The 22,265-nt window shown below is 66.2% G+C and carries 21 protein-coding genes; 10 read left to right on the plus strand and 11 right to left on the minus strand.

The genetic code is table 11. The annotated features are described in order from the left end of the window. The first annotated feature begins 937 nt into the window (after positions 1–937). Positions 938–1,342, plus strand: coding sequence for a hypothetical protein (locus ABR737_RS43495; RefSeq protein WP_350257173.1), 405 nt, complete (start codon positions 938–940; stop codon positions 1,340–1,342). Between the two features lie 281 nt (positions 1,343–1,623). Here the strand turns inward: ABR737_RS43495 and ABR737_RS43500 are convergent, their stop codons facing one another. The 9 genes from ABR737_RS43500 to ABR737_RS43540 all read right to left on the minus strand — a co-directional run bounded on the left by ABR737_RS43500 (position 1,624) and on the right by ABR737_RS43540 (position 11,249). Then, the gene (locus ABR737_RS43500) at positions 1,624–3,780 is read right to left on the minus strand and encodes a putative type IV secretion/conjugal transfer ATPase (protein WP_350257174.1); all 2,157 of its coding nucleotides are present in this window, start codon (positions 3,778–3,780) and stop codon (positions 1,624–1,626) included. Continuing rightward, entirely contained in the window at positions 3,777–4,859 is a 1,083-nt protein-coding gene (locus ABR737_RS43505; RefSeq protein ID WP_350257175.1) for a hypothetical protein, read from the minus strand. The genes ABR737_RS43500 and ABR737_RS43505 overlap by 4 nt, the downstream gene beginning before the upstream one ends. Positions 4,860–4,874: 15 nt before the next feature. Then, positions 4,875–6,182, minus strand: a complete 1,308-nt coding sequence (locus ABR737_RS43510; RefSeq protein ID WP_350257176.1) for a hypothetical protein — start codon at positions 6,180–6,182, stop codon at positions 4,875–4,877. Between the two features lie 4 nt (positions 6,183–6,186). Next, the gene (locus ABR737_RS43515) at positions 6,187–6,513 is read right to left on the minus strand and encodes a hypothetical protein (protein WP_350257177.1); all 327 of its coding nucleotides are present in this window, start codon (positions 6,511–6,513) and stop codon (positions 6,187–6,189) included. A gap of 3 nt (positions 6,514–6,516) precedes the next feature. Next, positions 6,517–7,584: a C40 family peptidase gene (locus ABR737_RS43520; RefSeq protein ID WP_350257178.1), complete on the minus strand. Its 1,068-nt coding sequence runs from the start codon at positions 7,582–7,584 to the stop codon at positions 6,517–6,519. Between the two features lie 93 nt (positions 7,585–7,677). Beyond that, complete coding sequence (locus ABR737_RS43525) at positions 7,678–9,318, minus strand: FtsK/SpoIIIE domain-containing protein (RefSeq protein ID WP_350257179.1); 1,641 nt, start codon at positions 9,316–9,318, stop codon at positions 7,678–7,680. A gap of 336 nt (positions 9,319–9,654) precedes the next feature. Further along, positions 9,655–10,782 (minus strand): hypothetical protein, encoded by a 1,128-nt coding sequence (locus ABR737_RS43530; RefSeq protein ID WP_350257180.1) that lies wholly within the window; start codon positions 10,780–10,782, stop codon positions 9,655–9,657. A 94-nt stretch (positions 10,783–10,876) separates the two neighbouring features. Beyond that, entirely contained in the window at positions 10,877–11,089 is a 213-nt protein-coding gene (locus tag ABR737_RS43535; RefSeq protein WP_350257181.1) for a hypothetical protein, read from the minus strand. 19 nt (positions 11,090–11,108) lie between these two features. Then, a complete protein-coding gene (locus ABR737_RS43540; protein WP_350257182.1) occupies positions 11,109–11,249 on the minus strand; it encodes a hypothetical protein in 141 nt (46 codons plus the stop codon). An 808-nt stretch (positions 11,250–12,057) separates the two neighbouring features. Here ABR737_RS43540 and ABR737_RS43545 point away from each other — a divergent pair. From ABR737_RS43545 to ABR737_RS43560, 4 genes are all read left to right on the plus strand, one after another. After that, positions 12,058–12,354: a hypothetical protein gene (locus ABR737_RS43545; protein ID WP_350257183.1), complete on the plus strand. Its 297-nt coding sequence runs from the start codon at positions 12,058–12,060 to the stop codon at positions 12,352–12,354. Between the two features lie 400 nt (positions 12,355–12,754). Then, complete coding sequence (locus tag ABR737_RS43550; RefSeq protein WP_350257184.1) at positions 12,755–16,330, plus strand: hypothetical protein; 3,576 nt, start codon at positions 12,755–12,757, stop codon at positions 16,328–16,330. Further along, positions 16,330–16,998, plus strand: a complete 669-nt coding sequence (locus ABR737_RS43555) for a helix-turn-helix domain-containing protein (RefSeq protein WP_350257185.1) — start codon at positions 16,330–16,332, stop codon at positions 16,996–16,998. Before ABR737_RS43550 ends, ABR737_RS43555 begins: the two co-directional genes overlap by 1 nt. A 50-nt stretch (positions 16,999–17,048) precedes the next feature. Beyond that, positions 17,049–17,318: a hypothetical protein gene (locus ABR737_RS43560; protein WP_350257186.1), complete on the plus strand. Its 270-nt coding sequence runs from the start codon at positions 17,049–17,051 to the stop codon at positions 17,316–17,318. A 184-nt stretch (positions 17,319–17,502) separates the two neighbouring features. On the opposite strand, the gene ABR737_RS43565 is transcribed toward ABR737_RS43560, so the two are convergent. Both ABR737_RS43565 and ABR737_RS43570 read right to left on the minus strand, forming a co-directional pair. After that, positions 17,503–17,799, minus strand: coding sequence for a hypothetical protein (locus ABR737_RS43565; protein ID WP_350257187.1), 297 nt, complete (start codon positions 17,797–17,799; stop codon positions 17,503–17,505). Beyond that, positions 17,796–18,473 carry a nucleotide-binding protein gene (locus ABR737_RS43570; protein WP_350257188.1) on the minus strand — a complete coding sequence of 226 codons (678 nt, stop codon included), beginning with the start codon at positions 18,471–18,473 and terminating at the stop codon, positions 17,796–17,798. Before ABR737_RS43570 ends, ABR737_RS43565 begins: the two co-directional genes overlap by 4 nt. A 59-nt stretch (positions 18,474–18,532) precedes the next feature. Between ABR737_RS43570 and ABR737_RS43575 the strand changes: the two genes are divergently transcribed. From ABR737_RS43575 to ABR737_RS43595, 5 genes are all read left to right on the plus strand, one after another. Beyond that, positions 18,533–18,658 carry a hypothetical protein gene (locus ABR737_RS43575; protein WP_350257189.1) on the plus strand — a complete coding sequence of 42 codons (126 nt, stop codon included), beginning with the start codon at positions 18,533–18,535 and terminating at the stop codon, positions 18,656–18,658. Positions 18,659–18,789: 131 nt separating this feature from the next. Continuing rightward, positions 18,790–20,028, plus strand: coding sequence for a helix-turn-helix domain-containing protein (locus ABR737_RS43580; protein WP_350257190.1), 1,239 nt, complete (start codon positions 18,790–18,792; stop codon positions 20,026–20,028). 126 nt (positions 20,029–20,154) lie between these two features. Continuing rightward, the gene (locus ABR737_RS43585) at positions 20,155–20,598 is read left to right on the plus strand and encodes a recombinase family protein (RefSeq protein WP_350257191.1); all 444 of its coding nucleotides are present in this window, start codon (positions 20,155–20,157) and stop codon (positions 20,596–20,598) included. 158 nt (positions 20,599–20,756) lie between these two features. After that, on the plus strand, positions 20,757–20,999 hold the full coding sequence (locus ABR737_RS43590; RefSeq protein ID WP_350257192.1) for a hypothetical protein: 243 nt from the start codon (positions 20,757–20,759) through the stop codon (positions 20,997–20,999). Further along, the gene (locus tag ABR737_RS43595; protein ID WP_350257193.1) at positions 20,996–21,241 is read left to right on the plus strand and encodes a hypothetical protein; all 246 of its coding nucleotides are present in this window, start codon (positions 20,996–20,998) and stop codon (positions 21,239–21,241) included. The genes ABR737_RS43590 and ABR737_RS43595 overlap by 4 nt, the downstream gene beginning before the upstream one ends. Positions 21,242–22,265: the final 1,024 nt, after the last annotated feature.

Here is a 22,265-nt window from a genome sequence, read left to right on the forward strand (position 1 = left end):
TTCATCTTACTTCGTTCAGTTACGTATTGCTAAGGTTAAACGTAACTTGGTTTGTTCCCTGAACAGCACCTATCCGTGCCTGCGGCACGCTGCCCGCCTCGCGGCGGGGTTACGGGGTGTGACCGCCTTCGGCGGTCGGTGGCGCGGGAGTGCCGGCCTCGCGCTGTGGCTGGCGACGTGCTGAGCTGGCGTTGACCTGGGAGGATACCGCGATGGGCTGGTTTGGTGGCTCGGGCTGGAGTGCGGCGACCGGATCGCGGGGGCGGCCTTCGGCCTTCCCGCTCACCTTCTGTAGTCGATGGCGGGAAGATCAAAAACCCGATGCACACGCAGGCAGTTTCGTCAACTCCCTTGACAATGAGGGGAGTTGAGTTTCTGAAGCTCTTGGGGAGCGATCGAAGAGGCGTGGATCACTCGGGCCGGATCATCGACCGATCATCAGTGAGGTACTGACTTCAGTACCTCACTGATGAGACTACACCAGCGATCAGGGAGAGCGGGAGCGCTTCACCTGATGGGGTACACCTACTCATAGTTCCGGAACACCGGAACACGCAGAACAGTGCAGGTCAGAGCGGGTATAAGCGTTCCGGACGGTACGGAACGCGTTCCGGAACAATCCGGAACACCGCCGTTTTCCCCTCCGAGCTCATACGCGGACGTGCACACTCCGGACCGTCTTGGAGAGATCAGAAAGAGTTCCGTGTGCCACTGCGATCAGTGCCACACGGAACAGCAGCAACGGCCGCGCGGTCATCTACGGGCCGGAAACATGAGGGCCAGTACCGCACTGCAACGACCCTCAGAACGGGCCCGGTCAGGTAAATCAGTCCAACTATCACCCGTTTCGTGAGACTTGACAGCATTTGTGATCACCTGTCACGTTCCTGGGTGTCCACATCGGGTTGCAGTGGCCCGATAGCGAAAGGAGCACGCTATGCCCGAATCTCCCCTCAGCCAGGCATGGGATGCCAAGCGGAACCGAGATCTTGGCGGAGAGCTTGGGGCCATCATGGGCGGTTACCAGGCTCTGACGGGGGCTCCCTGGTACCCGTCGCGGGTAGGTGACCTGATTCAGGTCACCTACGAACCCTGTGGGACGGTGGAAGGCTTCAGGGAGGTGTACCGGGTCATCGACGACCCGAACACGCCGGAAGCCAAGACCCTGGAGCTGGTGACCCACACGAGCAAGCGGGAAGACGGCTTCTTCGGCGCCTTCGCGGGCGAGCCCAGCTATGGGCCCGAGTCGGACCCGCTGGAGACGGCCTGGATGGAAGCCGGCCCCGACCGGCTGAGCATCACCAGGGATGGAGAAGTCGTCCACCAGGGACGTCAGAGCTGACCCCCATCGAGCGGCGGCACACAGGTACTGGCCTCACTGATGACCAGTGGGGCCAGTACCGCACTGCAACAGGCGGGAATGGCCTGGAGACAGGCACAAAGGGCATCCGGTGCGTGGTGCTGGTCATGCGGGCTCCTTCAGCTCAGGCTGGCGATGGCCAGCGCGGTGGTATGGGTGGTCGACTGGGCGGCCGAAAGCCCGGTGGACTCCAGGCCGGATCAGGTGGATACGGCGACGGCCCGTACCCCTGCGGGGGTACGGGCCGTCAGCGGAGGAGCGCGTCAGAGATCGGAGGGGAGAGTCTTTCCCGTTTCCCCGTCGTACGCGACGCCGGTCGGTGACAGTCGGATTGTTCGGGAAGTGGCGCGGGCACCTTCCTTCCAGCTCTTTCCGCCGACCGCTATCCGGACGGTTACGTCAGCCAGAGGATCTTTGACGGGCAACTCAATTTCAGGAGTCTGGGCAAACCGTCCGTCTTCCGGCTGGCTGACAGCGTTCTTTCCGCCAGCATCGATCCGGAGGTACTTGGCGTTCTTCTCGAACGGTGCACCCAGTTCGACGATGACTCGGTCCCTGTCACTGGTCCAGTGGGCGACGACATCGGCGTTGACACTGTCGATGTGGAGTGCTGCTCCCGACCTTCCTTTGTAGGCGGCTACCTTTTGCTGTCGCTGCTCACGCTGGTTGTCGTGGTTGGCGTTCTGCCATACGCCAGCGGCGGTGAGGGTCAGGGCTGCGATGACGACGATGTAGGGCCAGGTATGCCGACGTGCGCGGGGCGGGGGTTGGTCGTCCGCCCCGGCTCCAGCTGCGGGCACGGGCTCTGGGGGGTTGGGGCCTCGATGCCATTGTGTTGAGAGGTTGTCCGTGTTCTCGAACCACGCTGCGCCGTCGCTGTTCCCACCCATACGGGCGACGGTAGCGCGCAGGTGCGTGGCCTGCTCAGTGTTCCCAGACAATTCGGCCACCTCAGCTCGGGTGATGAGCCAGGCCATGGCCTGGCTGGAGTTGATGCCGTGGGCGGTGATGTCCTCGCGCTCACCGAGGGCAGCGAGCTCGGAAGCCTCGATCAGCCGGCCTTGCTGGGCGGCCTGGACGACGGCGTAGTGCCGGCTGTCGCGCTGTGGCCCGGTGTAGACGGTGTCAATCGTGTTCGGCGGTAGCTCGAAGTCCCACCCGGCATCGGCGGTATCAGCGTCGTACTCGAGATCTTCGGCCGTGTCCTTGGTCAAAGACACGGCCGGTTCCTCGCTGAGGGCAAGGGCCTCTTGTGCCTTGCGGCGCCGGGTGGAGGTGTCGGTCAGCCGGGCCTCTTCCTCGCTGAGGGTGGTCTGGATGATGTCGACGTAGTCCGGGCCGACCTTCCACACGGCCTGTCCCGGCTCCAGCGTCGGGATTTTCTTGATGGCCCAGGCGGGCAGATTGAGCAGGGCGCCGACGATGGCAGCCTCTTCAGGACCGAGCCGTCCGACGTGCGCGATCTCGCAGAGCCGGGCCAGGTCCTGGGCGCGGCCGTCGCCGAGGTCGCTCAGGGTGTGCATGATCACCTTCAAGGACAAGGCGGCCTTGCGGGAGTTCTTCAGCAACCTTTGGATCAGCTCGGCCGTGGCGGGGCTGAGAAGGATTTGCCATGCCTCTTCAAGGACCAGGTGGCGGTGTACGGCGGTCGACTGCCGCAGCCACACGTGCTCAACCCAACAAGTGATGGCAGCCATGAGGGCGGGGATCGCGGGGCTGTTGCGGTCGAGACTGCTGAAATCGAAGCTGATGATGGGCAGGTCGGTCGGGGGCAGGCTCGCGTTGGGGCCGTCGAACAGGCCCCGCAGGCTGCCCTCGGTGTAGCGGGACAGGGCGATCGCCACGTCCACGCCCCACACGGCGAGCTTGTCGGCCGGCCAGCGGCCGTCTTCCGGGCTCACCAGCGCATCGACCAGCCCGACGAGGGTGCTGGCCTTGGGGCTGTTAAGGGCGTGCTGGAGAGCGTGGGCGGACTGGGGGGTAAGCGCAGCAGGTTCGACCGCGGCGATCAGCGAGCGGAGCAGCTGCTCGCGTACTTCGACCCCGAACTCCGGGCTGCACGGGTTGAGGGTGAAGGAGCCGGCTTCGACGACCAGGCCGTCGAGGGACCGCGTGAGAGCGCCCCACTCGCCAGCCGCGGTCTCCTCACCGAACGAGTCGATCACAACGGCCTGGTGGCCGTGGTGCAGGATCTCGCGGCGCAACCAGGTCTTGTCAGTCGTTGACTTGCCGGAGCCCAACCCGCCCAAGGCAAGGCTGTTGGTTGAGGGCAGGATCGCGTCATCCACCAGGACCGGGGACAGGTTGAAGGGGCGGCCATCGGTCTCCGAGCGGCCGATCGGGATCCCGGGGAAGCTGGAGTCGGAGGCGACCAGGGGCGCCGTGATGGCGGCTTGAGTCGCGGGCAGACGGATCGTCACAGGATGGCCCCTTTCTGGGTCGCTGCCCCGTGTGGGGTGGTCATGACATGGGCGCGCTGCTGTTGACCGGTGAGCCAGTCGAGGGTGATGCGGTGGCGGTCGGCGATGAGGGAGGTATCCCAGCGCGCGTCCGTGACCGCCTCGGGGCTGTCGCCCCACACGGTCAGGTACGCGTCGATATCGACCAGGCAGTCTCCCTGCACCAGCGCGCCGTGCGTGCTGCCGCTGGCCGCCTCATCGGCATCCTTCTTGACCTGGTCGGTGGTGAAGGCTCCGGCCGCGGCGGACTGCCACTTCGCCGAGCGGCGCGACTGCGCCGCAGGCAGCGGCCGGTAGAGGACCGCCAGGGAGCGATCGGTGGTGCGGTCGTCGCTCCTGCCGAGCAACAGTTTCGGCATCAGGTCGCCGTCGGTCTCGGAGGGCCAGGCCGTGATCCGTGCTGTGGCTGCGTGGCTGCCGTCGTCGAAGGCGGCCCAGGTGGAGGCGCGGTCGCACGCGGCCGGTACCGGCTCGGGTGTGACCGGCGTCAGCACGCCGAGGGCGGCGAGCTCGCTCTCGATGGTGTTGATGACGCGCTCAGGGTGGCCGACCAGCCCTTTGGGGATGTGCACGGAAATGGTCTGGGTGTGGGTGGTGTAGTCCCCTGCTGTGGCGTGGTGGGTGACATGCACCTGGATGCCGGCGCTGCGAGCTTGCCCGGCCGCGAAGGTCAGGGCCTTGGCGAACGCCTCATGGAAGGCAGCGCGGTGGTAGGGGTCTTGCATGGTGCCGTGGTGCGGGTAGAGCGTCCACGTCCTGGTGGTGCCCGTGCTGGTGACCAAGTTGGGGGTGGTGCGGTCGCGCCAGAGCCGGACGCCGACCGTCGCCCATCGGGCGACCGAGCGGGGTCCGGGCGCGATGTTGATCAGTCCGGCGATACCGGCGACGACGCCGAACGCCCACGCGGGCGGCTGGTTGATCATCGCCGATGCCAGGATGGCCGCCCCTGCCCCGGCGTTGGTCTTGGTCAGCACGATCTCTGCGGGGCTGAGCCCGCGCTGAATGGCGGGGACGCGATAGCCGGGGGACAGGGAGTACACGGCACTTCTCCTTCTCTATGGGGTGGTCGGCCCGTTCGACCGTGGACCGGGCGGCGAGCTGCGTGGCGCGGGCGCCGGCCTGGGCGATGGCCCGGGCGCGGGATTGCGTCCGGCGGGAGGCGTCCGGGAGCCGGTAGGGGGTTGCTGGGTGGCGCGGGCCTGCCGACGCGCGGCCGTGAGCCGTGAGGTGCGCTCCTGGTCGGTGCTGATCTGGTCGATGAGAGAGTCGGTCGTCAGCCGTCCCGGCCGTGGTCGCGGGCGGCCCCCGTACGCGGCGAACAGCACATCGCCGTCCTGGGCCATGGCACGGCCCGGAGTCGACACCACACGCGGCCCACGGGGGCTGCTCTCCTGCTCGTGGAAATTCGGGACGCCCGCCCGAACGGCGGCCCGCGCGAGCGGGTTAGTCGTACGGCTCTCGACTGCGGACCGCGCGGCTCGGGCCAGCCTGGGCCCGATGTAGGGCACCCCGTGGAAGACCATCCTCAGCATCAGGACATCGGCAACGACCAGAAGCACCGAGTCCATCACCAATGCGCCCCCAACAAGCTTCACGAATGGCGCGACCAGGAGCAGGGCCATGGGTGCGAACATCAGCCCCAACAGGCGCTGCGCCCATTTCTGGACCGCCTCTGTGTCGCCCCCACGTGCCAGGGAGGCGAGCACCAGCGGTGAGAGGCAGACAAAAACGAGGATGCCGGGCTGGCGGGTCATGAACACGAGCGCAGCAATGCCGAGGGCGACACACAGCGCTGCAACGATGATCAGGATGGCCAGCGGATTCCCCGAGTCCGCGCCGTCCTTGAGGTCCTGGGTGATGGCACCGAACAGGGACGACTCATCCGAGCTGAACGCCTTCGTGAAGGCGGCGCTGACCGCCTTGTTCAGCATCGTCACGGCGCCGGGCACGGACGCCATGCCGGCCACGGCCACCAACGTCCACCCTGTCGAGTGCCCCATCTGCCGAAGGCGCGGTGCGCCCTGCCACGCGGACAGGGCGCACACAACAACCACACAGACGAAGATCGATATGGCCAGATGCTGACCGAGCCACAGGAACGGGGCGAACACCGCGCTATCGGCCTTCGCCGGTGCCCAAGAGTTCTTGGGGGCGACGAGATCATTGATCCTTCGAATGAGCCAATCGGCGAGGTCTTTGACGTGGTGGGAGGCTCCGTTGGTGAGCCCGCCCCCGACTCCGCCCCCGTCGTCTGGGGGGCCGGGGATATCGTCCGAGCCTCCGCCTTTGCCGCCGCTGTGGCAGTACTGGTAGCCCGGTGTGCCTTTTAGGAGGTCACACGGGTCGTCCTTTTTGCCAAGCATCGAGTCACTTCTCCTTGGTGCCCGCGCCGGTGTTGGCGTCGGTCACGGTGGAGAAAAGGTCATCCCCATACATGGCCAACACGACGGCGACGAACAGCGTGCCGATGGCCATGGATCCCCTTTGCAGTGCGCGCTTGGGGTCGCCGGTCAGCTGGAAAAGCATCCGCACGGCGATCACGGCGACGACGGCGGCAATGCCCTTGGTGACCAGGCCCGCTCCGGTCATTCCGATGGAGTTGAAGAAGGCGGTGAATCCGCCGGAAAGGTCGTTCCCCTCCTTGGCCTTGGCGGCGAGCTGGATGGTCTTGCCGAGGATGTAGTACTTGGACATGGGTCAGATCTCCTTTGTGGTGCTGTGAATGGGTCGGGCGACGCCGAACAGATCGCGCATCGAATCGAGTGGAGAGAAGCGGACTTTGGTGCCGGGCCGTGGGGCGTCGATCATGTAGCCGCCGCCGATGTAAATTCCGACGTGGTGAATGCTCGATGCGCTGGACCCGTAGAACACCAAATCGCCGATGCGCATCTCGCCGGACTTGATGGGTTTGGATGCCGCGTATTGTGCCGCCGCTGTGCGGGGCAGGGTGATGCCGACTTTTGCGTATGCGTAGAGGGTCAGGCCGGAGCAGTCGAAACCGCTTATGTCGGCCCCGGAACGGCCCCGGGGAGAACAGCACGATCCGGTGCTCGGTCCGGACGCGTTACCGCCGCCCCACGAATACGGGGCGCCTAGTTTTTCCTGAGCCGCTTTCACAGCGGTGGCACCCTGTTGGGCGGTTATCGCTGTTCCGGGCTTTCCTCCCTTGGCCGGTTGACCGGCCAGAGAGGAGATCGACTTGACGTAGTTCTGCGTCTCCCTGTACGGAGGAACACCCCCGTACTTTCGCACGGCGTCCGTACCCGCGTTGTACGCGGCGAGCATGTTGGACTGCTTGTTACCGGGAACGTCTTTCACCTCCCGGGCAATGCCGCACAGGTATTTCGCGGATGAGGGAATCGCGTCTTCCGGATCCCACACATCCCGCTTCCCGTCCCCGTTGCCGTCAACCCCACTGCTCTCCCACGTGGACGGCATGAACTGGGCGATACCCTCCGCCCCAACCGGCGATTTCGCTTTCGGATTGAAGCCGGATTCCTGAGTGACGAGCGAGGCCAGCAGATTCGGCGTGACTTCCGGGCAGGTATTTCCCGCCTCCTCGATCAGCCCTTGGTACTTGGCCGGAACGCTGATACTGAGCGCGGCGTTCAGCGCCGGGTTGTTGCCGGCGGCCTGGATGAACGCGGCACCGATGACGACCACGGTCGCCCCGACGCCGATCGTGACCCCTACAGCGCCTGATCTCAAGACTTCCCCCCTCCTACTGTTTTCGGTGTTTCCCCTGGTCAGGTCCGTCACCCGCATCCGCACAAGGTCCGCCACCCGGGGGTGGTCCACCGCCACTCGACAGGCTGAGTGACGGTGGTTGTGCGGTTGGTGTGCGGATGCGAGTGACGGTTACGAATCGGACATAGCGGCGGCGGTGAGGTCTGCCAGCCGGTAGCCCCGGACCCCTCCTGTCGTCCTGTCCGGCGCCACTCCCAGAAGCTTGCTGAGCTTCTTCCCGACCGCTACCGGGTTGCTTTCCGTAATGCAGAGGGCTTCGGCCAGGTCCTGTGTGGTCATGAACTCAACCCCCTGGGAGCGCATCAGGTCAATTGCTTTTTTGCGCGGGGAATCCGGAACGGCACTGAGACGCTGTTGCCTCCGGTCGTGCGCTTCGTCAATCACTTCCCAGATGAATTCGTTCGGGAAGTTGAACCCTCGGATGAGAGTGGAAGTGCCGTTCACGAACAGTACGGCCTGACCCTTGTTCTTCGGGTTGAGCATGACGGGGTTGATCGGCGCCATTGTGGTGAAGTACGAGTCACCAAGGGCAACCTTTGCCGCGCCTTGCGAGTCGACGTAAAGGCACATGCGGTACTGGAACTGGGCCCTCACGTTGACCGGAATTGCGTCCTTGTCTGGACGCTGGGTCAGCATGATTACGGAAACGCCGGATTCCAGTGCCTTCGCAACCAGGGACCTCGACTTGTCCTCAACCCGGGCGACCAGATCTTTGGACGCCTTGGTGCCATTGTCGACGTAGAAGTCTGCCGCCTCATCAATGATGAAGAACAGCGGCCGGAACTTCGGTTCCGGCTCCCGCGCCATGATGGCGTCCATTTTCTCGGTGTACCGCTTGTCCACGAGGGTGAGCAGTTCATCGAGAATGTCTTCCAGGATGGCCGGATCGCTGGACGCTTCGTAGCGCAGGGCGATTTTCGAGAATGGGGCCAGGCCGACGAACTTTCCGTCGAGTAGCACCATGTCGAATTCGTCGCGGTAGGCGATCAGCAGGCAGGTGATGAGTCCGTTGAGCAGAGTGGTTTTGCCCATCTGGCTCATGCCTGCGATCAGCATGGAGGCTTTGTTGAATGTCTCCACACCCGCCAATGTGCCAGTGACCTCATGCCCGAAAGGAATCCCGTCGAATGCCTGGATTTCCTTTCGGTTCGGTGGGTCGAAAAGGCGGCTGAACGGTGGCTCGTTCAGCTTCAGCAAGGTGACTTCCCGTTCGGATTCGCGGGAGATCTCCAGCTTGAGGTGCAGCCGGGTCACGCCGAGCATGCTCGCGATCGGCCCGAGGTTCTTGGCGACGTCCTCATGGGTGCCGCCCTTGGGCATCTTGAACTTGTACTGCGTCCCGATGCCCGGCAACGCCTTCTCGTCGACGTCATGGAAAGGGATGACTTCATCCCGGCTGATGGCCCCGGTACGGGTCAGAGCCTCGGTCAGCTCTGGATGTATCGGAACGGCCCTCTCCGCGTCGTCTGTTGGCCCGGGCGGAGATTCCTGCGCCAGCGCGGTGGATGTCGCCTCAGCGGGCTTTGTGGCCCACCAGCGCTGCACTCGGGTCTTGACCCACCAGGCCGCATACCCGAGCGCGACCAGCGCGCCCGCGGTGAGCAGAATGGTCGCCGGCCAGTTGAGGCCCAGCTTCATCTTGATGGCGATCAGGACCGCCGAAGCGATGCACAGGCCGCCGATTGCGCCGGCTGTGTGGGCGTAGATGTCGTCAGGTTCGCGACTGTCGTCCTGGTGTCTCTTTTTTCCCATATTCCCCCCTTTATTTCGGGATCAAGGAATCGCCACCGGGGCGCCCTGATATCTGACCTGTATTCATCGTGACTCTCGGCACTGACATTCGGCCACCACGAAAGGGCGGTGGCCGAATAACCATCAGCCAGGCCGGTTTAACTCGGGCGGTTTTGCTGCGTATTGTGATGGTTCGGGCCCTTGCACTGCTCACCAGCTCTGCTTTCCGGGCCTGCGAGGCTGCTCGCTCACCGGATCACTCACCGGGTCTGCACTGCTCAACTGCGTTGTTTCCGGCAGTTGCGAAACAGCCCAGCCGGACATACCGGCTGGGCTGCAACGGTGGTGCCGGACTCTTTAGAGAACGCCCGCTTCTTCACTCTCCTCAGCGGCTTCTTCGCTGTCCCTGTCGCCACTGGCAGCGTCGTCGGTGGAGACCTCCGCACCCCACACCCGGCGTACGCGCTGCTCGCTCCCGATGTAGCCGGCGCGGCGGAACACCTTGCGGGCCTGACGGTAGGAGCGGGGCGGGTCCTCTGCGTAGCGCAGGTAGCGCAGCACCACGCCGAGCTGGTCATCCGTCAGCGGCTCACCAGGAGTCGGTGTCGGCACGCCCCTGACGGCGGCCAGGTCTTCGAGCGTGACGCCCGTGCCGCGAGACGTGTCGGGTCGCGGCACGGTAAGGGCGCTGACCTGCGTGCCGAGGGCGTGCCGACCCGTGACGGGGAGGGCGAGCGCGGTCGGCTCCCACCCGTCCAGCTCGGGCAGTTCGATGTTCCTGACGGCATCGGGCAGCGGCTTCTCCTCGATGGTCTGCGCCGTCTTCACGGCCTGGCCGTGGAGCTGCTCCGTCATGCGCTGCTCCGCCTTCAGCGTCGACAGGCGGTAGTCGGTCTCTGCCTCACCCACCTGCCGCTCCAGCTCGGTCGCGACTCGCAGGAGCTCGATCCGGTGGGCGGCGTCGGCCTCCATCACCTCCAACCGGTCCGCGACTGCCTGGCGCTTGGTGGCGATGGTCTGCCGGGTGGCGTCGGAGGTCCGGCGCCCGAGTGCGGGAAGCGTGATCCACCACGCGAGCTTGGTCATCACGATCGCGGTCGGGGCGAGAACCACCGCCAGGTCGAAGCCGGCGCCCGTACGGGTCAGGGTCGTGACCAGATCGGCCGTGGGGATCGCGGCGATGATCGTCGTCAGCACCAGGCCCGCGTACTGGACGCGGCGAGCCCGCCGGCGGTTGCTGCCCGCCAGGACCTCGGTCGCCTGCACCACCACCCACAGCGCGTCCAGCGCGCCCACGGTCGGCGTGGCCCACCCGCCGAAGCGGGGCACCAGGATCTGGTAGGTGACGGCCATCGACAGCACCGCCACACCGACCGTGACCACGCCGAGGATGGCGAGCACGATCGCCCGCGGGGACACCTCCGGCACCTGTGGACTCCAGGTGCGGGGCCGCGGCTCCTTCTGTTTCGTCTGCTTGTTGAACATGATGGGTGTGTGCTCCCTCTGCGAGTGGGGCGAGGGGCCCGGACGGATGGCCGGCTAAGCGCCGTCCGGGCCCGCTTCGCGAAGGCGGTGTGGGTCAGAGCTGGTTGGGCACCAGCGCCGGCACGGTCGAGGTGCTGAGCCGCTGCCGCATGTAGTTGGTGGCCATCCCGTCCAAGCGGATCCAGGAACGGCCGATCTTCCCGTCGTCGTCGCGGGTGTAGGCGACCAGAACGGCACCCTTACTGTCGGTCTGAAGGGTCATCTTGTAGACGGTGCCGACGATCTCAATGTCTGGGATGTCGCTCATGGCCCGTGCTCCTCTCTTGTCAGGACTCTTCGTCCGCCTGCGATGCCGCGAACTGCGCGTCCATCAGCGCCGCTTCGACGTCGGCGACCTCTCTGCGCTCGATCGCGGCATAGACGGCCTCGCTCGCCATGAACATCCGGTCCTCGAAGTTTTCAGCCATCTCTCTCCTTCGTCTGGTGGTGGAATTCGTCTGCCGCTGCTGGCAGAGCTAGAGCGCCCCGGACCGGATTCGAACCGGTCAATGCCTGCGGGGCCCGCGATATTTGCCCTTGTCTCACCGCGCGTCTGGATCACTCGTCCGTCCGTCTGGACGGCATGGGAGAAGGTGCTGGCTGCCCGCGCGGCAGGGCCTACGGCTTGTCGCAGTTGCCTGTTATGCGTTCACTGTTCAGTTCTCAAGGAACGGTCGCTGCCTTTCAGGCCGCCATCACGCGCTACCTGTCCGGGCGATTCCTGGGGGTGCAAGGGGCCGTGCTCGGCTCCCTCAGCCGGCGCCGCCGGCGGGGGCGGTTCCGGGTGGGGGAGCCGGGTCTTCAGACCCGGCAAAGAGGGGACGACCCACGGTGTTGGCTCACCGCGCGGCCCGGGAGAGCGAGCGTGCTAGCTAGGAAGCTCGCTCGCCAGAAAGAGCGCTGCTCACCGCACCCCAGCTCCCTGGCATGAGCCGCAAGGGCGCCAGGTGCTCGTCTGGGTGCCGTTGGGGCTAACGGTGGTCTCGACGAAGCCGCAGTTGCCGTGGCAGGTGCCACAGGGCCTCGGCTGGTACTGGGTGGTCGCGTGCAACCGCACGCCGATACGATCCATCACAGGATCGCCCTCCTAGGTACATAGGCAGGGGTGCTCTCAGGCCCTGGCGCGGTGTGCAACCACCCGCTGGGGCCGCCCTCGTTGAGGGGCCTCAACCATGACACAAAACAACTCGGTGTGCAACGAAAGACATCGTCTGTTGTTTTCGCTATGCTCAGCCCGTGACCGAGATTCCCGAGGAGAAGCAGGCAGCCGCCCTGCGCGCAGTCGCTGAGGCAGGTGCTCGCCGCGCGGAACTGCTCAAAGAAGCTGACCGCATCCTTGACGACGAAGTACGGCCCCGCGCTATCGAGGCCGTGCGTCTCGGTGCTGGCCGCAACCGCATCCGGGAGTTGGCCGGGGTCGGTCCCAGCACCCTCTACGGCTGGCTAGAAGACGAAGGACTTCCGGTGCGCCCCAAACGCCCGGCGCCCCGGAAGAAGAAAGGGGGAGGCATGAAGGACCCGGGCGGCGATTGACCAAGGACACCATGCCCATCACCCATGTCAGTGATCACACGTAGTCTCAGCAGCCACAAGAAAAGCGAAGACCCCCGGAGTCATAGAGCTCGAACTCTATCCGGGGGCCCACGAAGCGAGGCTTCTGCGTTCCACTGTAGCGGCATAGCCAGACAGTCGGAAAGTAGAGCCCGCCGGAAAGGCGGTATGGGTGCCCCAGTCGGCACAGGCAGTACAGCAGGACGACGAAGGCTCGAAAGCCCCGGAACAGGGTTCTGACCAGGGCAAAAGCGATACAGACGGACAGCGGAAGTCGGGGGGCGGAAGCGGCTCGGGCCGCGTGGCGTTTTTCGGCCGGTCGGTCGACGGCGACACGACTCTCAAGTACGTCACCTCTGGATCAAGGCCAGGACTCTTCACGATGACCAAGGACAATGACCCGCTTCGGTTCCTCTCCTGGTGCCCCGAGGTTACCGAGCATCTGCTTCGCTTGGACGACAACGGCACGGTCGTCGACCGCCGTTTCACGGTCCTGGTGGAAGGCTTCGAGACGACGTTCAGCGCGGACGACCTGAAGTCCGGTCGGGTGTGGCGCGAGATGGTCCCGGGCGCCCGCGGCTACGGCCGTGCGAAGGTCCGGGACGCGCTGGAGAACGTCGTCACGCAGCAGGCGAGCGGGCTCGCACCGACGTGGATGCTGAACCGCACCGGTTGGTTTGACCTTCCCGACGGCCGATGGCTGTACGTACGGGCCAGCGACAAGGCCACCAAGGACGTCCCGGTACGGACCGTGGACATCAAGGCTGACGTGGTGAAGGCATCGCGTCCGTTGGCCAAGCCCGCCGGCTTTCCCGCGCAGAAGCGCGCGATGCGCGAGCTGGCCGCGCGCGGTTGGGGCCCGCCGCTCGGTCTCGCGGTCGGCGTGCGGGCTTTGGCGTGGTCGATCGTGCCGGTCTACGGGTCGCTGATCCCGGTGGGCAAGAACAACACCGGAAAGACCTTGACCCTGTGGGTGGCAACCTGCCTCACCCTGACGGCCGGGTGGCCGCCGGTCGTGGACGCATCGTTCAACGACACGATCACCGCGATTGAGAAGAAGATCGGGCAGGCCCAGGACCGGGCCATCGGCCTGGAGGACATGCCACTCACCGCGAACTCCGAAGCGGCCGAAGTCCGGGAAGCGGTGCAGAAGGCCGACCGCGTCACCCGGGCCGCGTTCAACAACCAGCCCATCCGTGACCGGTCCGACCGCAAGGGTCAGTTGGTCGGGGACTCCGTCCACGTCAAGGGCATCCTGATCCTGACCGCGCAGCAGCTCCCCATGGGCGTCCAGGCATCCATGCTCCGGCGCGTCGTGACGGCCGAATACGTCCAGGGCGACAACGACTGGGCCTGGTACGAGAAGCACGGCTACGAGTTGGAGCCCGCGTTCCGCACCATCGGGGACAAGGTCATCGCCCACCTGTCTAAGCTGGGCAAGGAGAAGGCCGAAGCCTGGGTCAAGGAGTGCGACCGCAAGGCCGCTGAACGGTTCCTGCCGATCGCTCGCGCGGCGATCGGTGAGGACGCCCCGGACGGCATGGGCGGCGTCCTCAAGGTCGCCTACCAGATGCTGGCCGGCTTCAACATGGTCGCCGACGCCTGCGGCCTGAACGTCGAGCCGCTGTGGCAGACCCTGATCCCGAAGCTGACCGCGTCCCTCAAGACGCAGGCCGACGCCATGGGAAACCGGCAGGTCGCCGACACCGGTATCTCCGAAGCACTCGGAGCAGTGCTCCGCAAGGGCCTTCAGGAGCGGCGCGTACACATCCGCTGCACCAAGGAGAACCTGCCCAAGGCCCTGGTGCCGGGGCAGACCCCGCAGGCCCAGGGCCTGCGGGAGGACATGTTCCAGGGCCAGTCGAATGGGTTTGGTGGGGAAGGTGCCGCGCTGTACTTCCTGGAGGACATCGGGGCGCTCGGCATCACCGCAAGCGATCTGCACACCCTGATCTCTAATGCCCGAGACGTCCGCCTCACCGGTCACCAGGTCAAGTCGCTGCCCTCATTCCTGCTCAAGGAGGGCGCGGTCCTGCGCAGTACGCAGAAGGGTCAGAACGCGACGACGAAGCACCGGATCGGTACAGGCCGGGGTGCCCCGCTGCTCCCGCTGGTCCTGATCCCCGCGTCCACGGTGTTCACGCTGCCGGAGTCCGAGGAGCCCAACGACGGCCAGGAGCAGCAGGAGCAGGGGCCCGAGCCCACTCCGGATGGTGTGGTGCATCAGCTGGTGCAGCACGATGCAGCGCCCGTGCAGCAGACCGTTTTCCCTGAGCAGCGGGCTGCGCAGCAGGATGCAGCATTGGCGCAGGTCAGTGCGCAGGACACAGAGGCTGCACAGCCCGAGATGCAGCAGGAAGTAGTGGCTGCCCCCTCCGAGCCCGCCTCAGTGCAGCCAGTGCCTTCAGTGCAGCCAGTACGACCAGTGCTGCATGGTGCAGCGCCCATGCAGCAGGGACGTGTACCGGGACAGCCGTCTCCCATGGGAGAGACCCCGCGTCCGGCTGGACGGGTCGGAGACGCGCGCGGGGTCGTGCTCGCGGTGGAGGGCGGGCAATTGGCCAACGCGGCCGACGCTCGCGCGGTAGAGCTGACCGGGGACGCGACGACGGACCTTGCGGCCCTGGTGGCGCAGGCGTCCGCGCTGGTGCCGTCCGGCACCCTGACGCTGCTGATCGGGCAGGATGCGCACCGCGGCTACCGGCTCGCTGCGGAGGCGCCGGCGCTTGGTGCCACGCCGTGGGCCAAGCCGTTCCAGGCCCTGGTGGATGAGGGATGGCACCGCCCGTACAACCCGCAGGATCGGCCCTACGTCGGGCGCTCCGTGCTCCTTGAGCACCCCGAGCGCAAGGGCCTGGTGCGCATCACCCCCGTGAAGTGGCTGGGCCTGGACGGTTTTCCGAGGGTGCGCACGCAGGAGATGCGCAGCGCGGAGGAGGAGGACCGCAGCGACGCGCTGACCCTCGCCTACCGGCTGGACAGGTTCGCGGAGATCACGGGGTACGCCTTCGAGGGGACGTTCGCCGGGACCGGGATCACGATGCTCCGGTCCATGGTGGAGGCGACCGCGCAGCGTTACCCCAAGTGGCAAGGCAACGTGGCGAACTGGCCGGACGCTGTCGATGACAGCGATTGGTCCCGTCAGCCGACCGACGCCGAGAAGGCGATGGAGTACACGCACCTGTACGACGGAAACAAGGCGTACCTGCCTGGGTACCGGCAGGCAATCGTGGCGCGCGACGACCTGAAGTACGTCAAGGCGCCCTTGTTCGACGAGAAGTTCGCTGGCCTCTGGACGATCCGCGTACCGGACTGGCCGCACCCGCTGTTGCCCGCACCCGTCCCCAACCAGACCCCCGGCACCCTCGCGACCGTGTCCACGGCGATCGTCATGCTGTACGTCGAAGTCGGCATCACGCCGGACATCGAGGAAGCCCGGATTGCCGAACGAGTCGAGTTCCAGGGCCTGCGCCAGTTCAGCGACAGCATCCGTGACCAGCTCAAGGCCCTCAGCGGAGCCAGTGACCCCGACGACCAGGCCGTGAGCGTCGCGCTCAAGGAGATCTTCCACGCGGTCCACGGCAAGCTGCGCAACGACAAGCAGGGCGTAATCCGGCGCCCCGACTGGGGCCACGCGATCCGCGATGCGGCGTGGACCAACATGCTGCGCAAGGCGTACGTGGCGGCCGGAGTCATCAAGCGCAAGACCGGCGGACCGGTCGAACCTCAGTTCCCGATGCGCGTCAAGACCGACGAACTCGCCTACGCCAGCGACAACCCCGACCCGCTGACCGCCGTGCCGTTCGGACTGCGGCTCGGTACCGGCCTGGGGGAGTTCAAGGCCGCGACCCAGACTCGCGCAGCCTGGGAGCAGGAGCAGGCGGCGAAGCGGGAGAAGGCACAGATGCTCAAGGCACGCCGGGAGGCCCGCAAGGCCCGCAGGGAAGGTGACCTGTGATGGCTCCGAACAACGGGGATGACCAGGCCGCGGCTGAGGCCGCCAAGGCTGCCCAGGAAGAGGCAGCCCGGAAGTCGACGACGAAGGGCGCGTTGTTCAAGGCGTTCGCGAAGCGATCAGCGAAGTCCGAGGACCGCGCGGCGCCCGTGCGTGCGGGGCAGCTCCTGAAGCGCGTGGGCGGGTCCATCAAGGACGCGGCGAAGGCCGTCGGCAGAAGCCCCCGCACCTTCAAGCGGTGGCTGGACGGCCAGGCCACCCCGAAGGCGGACAGCAACGAGGCGCTGAACCGCGCCAACCGTGAGGCCCTGGTGCCCGAAGGTCGCCGGAAGCGAATTTTGGCCTCAGCCGATGACCGGTACCTGGTGGAGGACGAGGAGAGCGGTCAGATGCGGTTCCAGAAGCCCGAGGGGGTGACGGGCAAGGGCGGATTCGTCTTGACCGCGGTGATCCGGATCAGCAAGGACGAACGCGAGCGGAGCGTGAATCTCGGCCCGTACCTGAGCAGCGACCACATGCAGGAGCTGATGGACGCCTTCATGGCCGGCAACGAACGAGCCGCTGTCGACGTCCTGGAAGAGGGTCTTGAGAACTGGGTCCCGGAGGCTGAGTTGTTGTCCACCAGCTCCTTGAGCTTCAGCCCGGTGGAGTGGGAGAGCGAAGACGAGTGAGGTACCACCGAGAGCCCCGTACAGTCGGTACCTATGAGCAGGGAAAGCGAGTGACCATGCCGGAAGACCCGATCGCACAGAGTGAGATCGCAGCTCTGACCCGTCGACACGAAGACGGCCAGGCCCAGAACGCTCGCGAGTTCGGGATCATCAAGAGCGAGCTGACCACGCTCCAGCTCAAGGTCAGCAACCTCGATCAGAAGCTGGACACCTTCATCGCGGAGCAGCGCGAGGCGAACGCGGAGCAGCGCCGGACAAACGCGATCCTCGTCGAGCTGCTGTCCAAGCAGGTGGGCAAGGACCCTGACGCAGCCGAATAGCCCGGACCGCGTCTGAGGCCCCGTACCAGTGCGGTACGGGGCCTCAGTGCTGCACTGATGGTCAGTGTCACGCTGCCTGTCACGTCGGGTGTCACGCTCGGGACTGTCACGCACAAAACCGCAGGTCAGCTCTCCGCAGACCCCCGGAACCCCTGTTTCGTGTTGCAGTGTTGCAGCGTGACAGCTACAGGGCGCCGTCACCTTCCTTCAACTTCTGGGCGATCTTCTCCGCCAGGACGTCGTCTTCCAGCAGCTCGGCCGCGAGCACCCGCAGGACGGCCGACAGGTCGACGCGCGACAGCTCGTGCTCGCCGGCCGTGAGGTTGCACCACTTCTTCAGCTTCTTGTGCATGGGCGGGCGCAGATCGAGCGTGACCCGGATCGGCTTCGTGCTCAGGCTCTGCGGCAGGGGCGCCGCGTGCGTCGAGCCTCGGTCGACCGTGCGGCCATAGCCGCGCTTCTTCCCAGCCGCCGCGTTCATCCGAGTACCTGCTTCCTTCGGTCGAGGAGTTCCTTCACCAGCCGACGGGTGTTCGTGCCGGGAGTCCGCGGCGTGATGGCCTGACGGAACCTGTCATCGTGGTGCGGGATCACAGTGTCCAGGACCTCGAAGCCCTTTTCTTCCAACACCCCCCGGACCTCAGCATCAGGGCCCCACTTGGTCCTCTTCGACTTGTTGGTGCGGTTCAACAGCACCACGACGTCGGCCGGCGTCTCCCGCATCTCCTGCACTTCCGCCAGCAGCTCCAGGAGCTGGGACCGCCCGCTGTCATCCGGGGCCCCCCGGGGAGGCTCGAACATCCGGTCCACCTCGTAGTGGCTCGGCGCGACGGGGAGAACCCAGGTGTCCGCGTAGCGCATCGCACCCCGGGCAATCCGAGCGTGGTCTTCGAGCTGTGGCACGTCGATGAGGACGACGTCCACGCTCCCGTGGATGTCCGGGATCTTCCGGTGAAGGTCCGGCTCATCCATGCCGACGACGGGCCAGGGAAAGCCCCCTGCGCGGTTGTACGCAGCCAGTGACGACCGCCCCGAGTCCGCATCCACCAGCAGGGGCTTGAAGTTCTCTTCGTAGAAGGCTTGCCCTGTAAAAACGGCGGTGGTCGACTTCCCCACCCCCGGTTTCAGGTTCAAAAACGCCCATGACATCACCATGCCACTAGGGTACTGCGCATACTGACATCAGTACCGAACTGCCCAGGAAGGCATCACTCATGACGGAAGTCGCCCCCACCCGATGGGTGCCGCCGGACCCCCGGGAACTGCCGGAATGGCGCGCGCAGCTCGTTGACTACACCGCGTCGGACCCGTCCAACATCATCAGGCCAGTAGGACACTGACAGCACTGGTAGCCAGTGCCGCACTGAACGCCAACGGCCCGCCTCCCGAGAGGGAGAGCGGGCCGAAGCGTTACCCAGGCCCAACCGGCGCGGGTACCGTCCTGAGTGTCTACGTCAGGACGGAGTCCATCATGCCGCAGTGGTCTGACTACAGCACAGGCGAACGAATCAAGATCCTCCGAGCAGAACGCCGGCAAACCGAACTCGCCGAACAGACCGGCCTATCGGTCGTCACCGTCCAAAAGGCCGAGCAGGACAAAGCGCTGACCCTTCCGACCCTCCTCAAGCTGGCCGATGCCATGCACGTGGACGTGTCCGTGATCCTCGGCCAGCAGGCACCCCGCCGATCCATGGACAACGCCAGCCGCGCCATGCTGCGCAAGTTGGCCCGCACCGTCCACGACACCGCCGCCGGCCTCCTCCCCGAAAGCACCGAGCCCGCCCCCGTCGCCGATCTCAAGGACGCCACCCGCCGCGCATGGGACCTGTACTGGGGCGGGGAGTACATCGAACTCGGCGCCATCCTCACACCGCTACTCAGGGAAGCCGCCGCGGCCGTCCACGACGCGCCCGCCGACGGCGCCGCCGATGCGCTCGCGGTCCTGTCGGACGCGAACCAGATCGCCGGGTGCGCCGCGAACCTCCTCGGTGCCCGTGACCTCGCGTACGCCGCGGTCGGCCATGCCCGCACCGCTGCTGCCAAAGCAGGAGACCCGTTGCGGTCGGCCCGCGTCGACTCCGCCTATTCGTGGGTGTACCTGCGAGACGGCCGGATCACCGATTCGCTCACCCTCGCCCAACAGGCCGCCGCCGAGGTGGAGCCGCGGTATTCCGACGCCACCCCCGAACGCCTCACCGTCTACGGCAATCTGCTCACCCACTGCGCAGTCACCTCCGCCCGCCTGGACGACGCCGACCGCGCCGCCGAATTCCTGTCCCAGATGCACGCCGCCGGCGCCCGCCTCGGACAGGAATGCGACTTCCACGGCGCCCGGTTCGGACCGAGGACCGCGGCGACACAAGCCGTCGGCATCAACGTCACCACAGGCCAGACCGGCAAGGCGTTGACCCTGATCGAGTCCATCCCCGAGCCCGCGCTCGGGTCGCTCGCGGCGGCGGCCCGCAACCGCTACCGCCTGGACGTGGCGATGGCGCAGGCAGACGCACGGATGTGGGACGCCTCGCTGGACACCTTGGAGACCGTGCTGGCGCAGGCCCCGCAGTGGGCGCGACATCAGGCGCTGCCTGGCGTGATCGTGGAGAAGATCGGGCACGCGTCCACGTCGCGACTGCGCAGGGTGGCAACGCTGGTGGGGCAGCGACCCGTGTTGGGCGGCTTCGATATGGCGACAGTCAAAACTGCGCTGTAGCGGACGACTTGGGGCCGTTGACGGCTCAACAGTCGCACGGGGCGGACGACTTCACCGCTGATGGATTGCCGAAGTCGTCCGCCCCGTTTCTTCATGATCGCAGTCTGTAGCGGGATGGTTACTGCCATGGATGCTGAGACCCCCCGCCGCGTACCCGTCGCGCTGTACGTCTGCACGAGCGACCAGGACGCCGCCGAACTCCTCACGGACTACTGCCGCCAGTACGCGCACGCCCGCGACTGGGACGCCATCGAGACCGTGACGGACACCGACCGTCAGGCCCCGTTGATGTCCCGCCCCGGCTGGGTGCGCCTTCTCACGCTGCTGTCGGACGGAGCAATCCGCGGAGTGGTGACCTACAGCCCGGCTATGGTCGCCGTCCCGGAAGGCGAATACGAGTCGGTACGCACCCTGATGCGTGACCGAGGCGCGTTCCTGGTAACCGCCCGCGCCACCACGGACGACCCGGACACGCCGCCGCGCCGCACCCCCGCCCAGACCGCGCGCCGGCAGAACATCGCAGACGTGGCTTACCGGGGCTGCGGTGCCGACTGGGAGGTGACCCAGTGAGCACACAGAGGCAAGAGACCACGACCAGCGCCGGGACTGGCGCGCACTGCCGGGCGGTGCTTTACACATGCTGCCGTCGCCGGGGGGAGCGGCTGGCCCCGGAGGAGCAGGCACGCGCGGAAGCACGGGCGTATGCAGCATCCCGAGACATCAAGATCGTGGAAGAGGTCACGGAACCGTTCGGCGAGCCCGACCCTGAGAAGCGCGCGGGCTGGCAGCGCGTCATGGAGCTGGCCAAGACGCACGAGATCGATTGCGTGCTGGTCCGGTGGCAGTCAGCCGTTTCTCCGCGTCATGAGCTGCGTTACGAGGCGGACCAGGCTCTGAGGGCGCACGGCGCGTCGGTCCGCTACTACTGGCCGACACCCCCAGGTGAAGCGCGCGAGGTGATCCGGCCGTGAGTGGCCAGCACGCGGCGGACCGGCCGTCTCGTCCGGGCGCTGCGGCGCTGCTGCTCGGTCTCCTCGGTGCCTTGCCACCTGCGCTGATCGTGGTGCCCCGCGCTGTTGCCGCACCCGCGCCGGTGTCGGTGTCCGTGCCGGATGTCGCGCCGGAGGAGTTCGCAGCCGGCCCGCAGATCTCCGCAGCCAGCCGAGCCGAGCCGCTGCGCGCGTGTCGGTGCGGGGAGCGCCCCGCCCCCTGATTCCGGCGGTGCGCGATGACCCGTGACCTCGCGCACCGCCGGTCGCTACTCCGCTCCGATCACACGACGGGCAGGCCCCAAAACAGGGGCCTGCCCGCCGTTGCGCCCCGCCGCACTTGGAGGGGCGCGGCGCGGCCCGGTCGCGCTGATGCGGCCGGGCCATGGCATTAATGGTCTTTCTCATGATTATTCCCTTACTGTCCGATTCGAACCCTGCCCATGGCTTTCCGGGCCGTTCTGAGGCTCGTTGCAGTGCGGTACTGGCCCTCATGTTTGCGGCTCGTAGATGACCGCGCGGCCGTTGCTGCTGTTCCGTGTGGCACTGATCGCAGTGGCACACGGAACTCTTTCTGATCTCTCCAAGACGGTCCGGAGTGTGCACGTCCGCGTATGAGCTCGGAGGGGAAAACGGCGGTGTTCCGGATTGTTCCGGAACGCGTTCCGTACCGTCCGGAACGCTTATACCCGCTCTGACCTGCACTGTTCTGCGTGTTCCGGTGTTCCGGAACTATGAGTAGGTGTACCCCATCAGGTGAAGCGCTCCCGCTCTCCCTGATCGCTGGTGTAGTCTCATCAGTGAGGTACTGAAGTCAGTACCTCACTGATGATCGGTCGATGATCCGGCCCGAGTGATCCACGCCTCTTCGATCGCTCCCCAAGAGCTTCAGAAACTCAACTCCCCTCATTGTCAAGGGAGTTGACGAAACTGCCTGCGTGTGCATCGGGTTTTTGATCTTCCCGCCATCGACTACAGAAGGTGAGCGGGAAGGCCGAAGGCCGCCCCCGCGATCCGGTCGCCGCACTCCAGCCCGAGCCACCAAACCAGCCCATCGCGGTATCCTCCCAGGTCAACGCCAGCTCAGCACGTCGCCAGCCACAGCGCGAGGCCGGCACTCCCGCGCCACCGACCGCCGAAGGCGGTCACACCCCGTAACCCCGCCGCGAGGCGGGCAGCGTGCCGCAGGCACGGATACAGGTGCTGTTCAGGGGACAAAACCAAGTTACGTTTAACCTTAGCAATACG

It is taken from the genome of Streptomyces sp. Edi2 (assembly GCF_040253635.1).
In the GTDB taxonomy this organism is placed as follows: Bacteria; Actinomycetota; Actinomycetes; order Streptomycetales; family Streptomycetaceae; genus Streptomyces.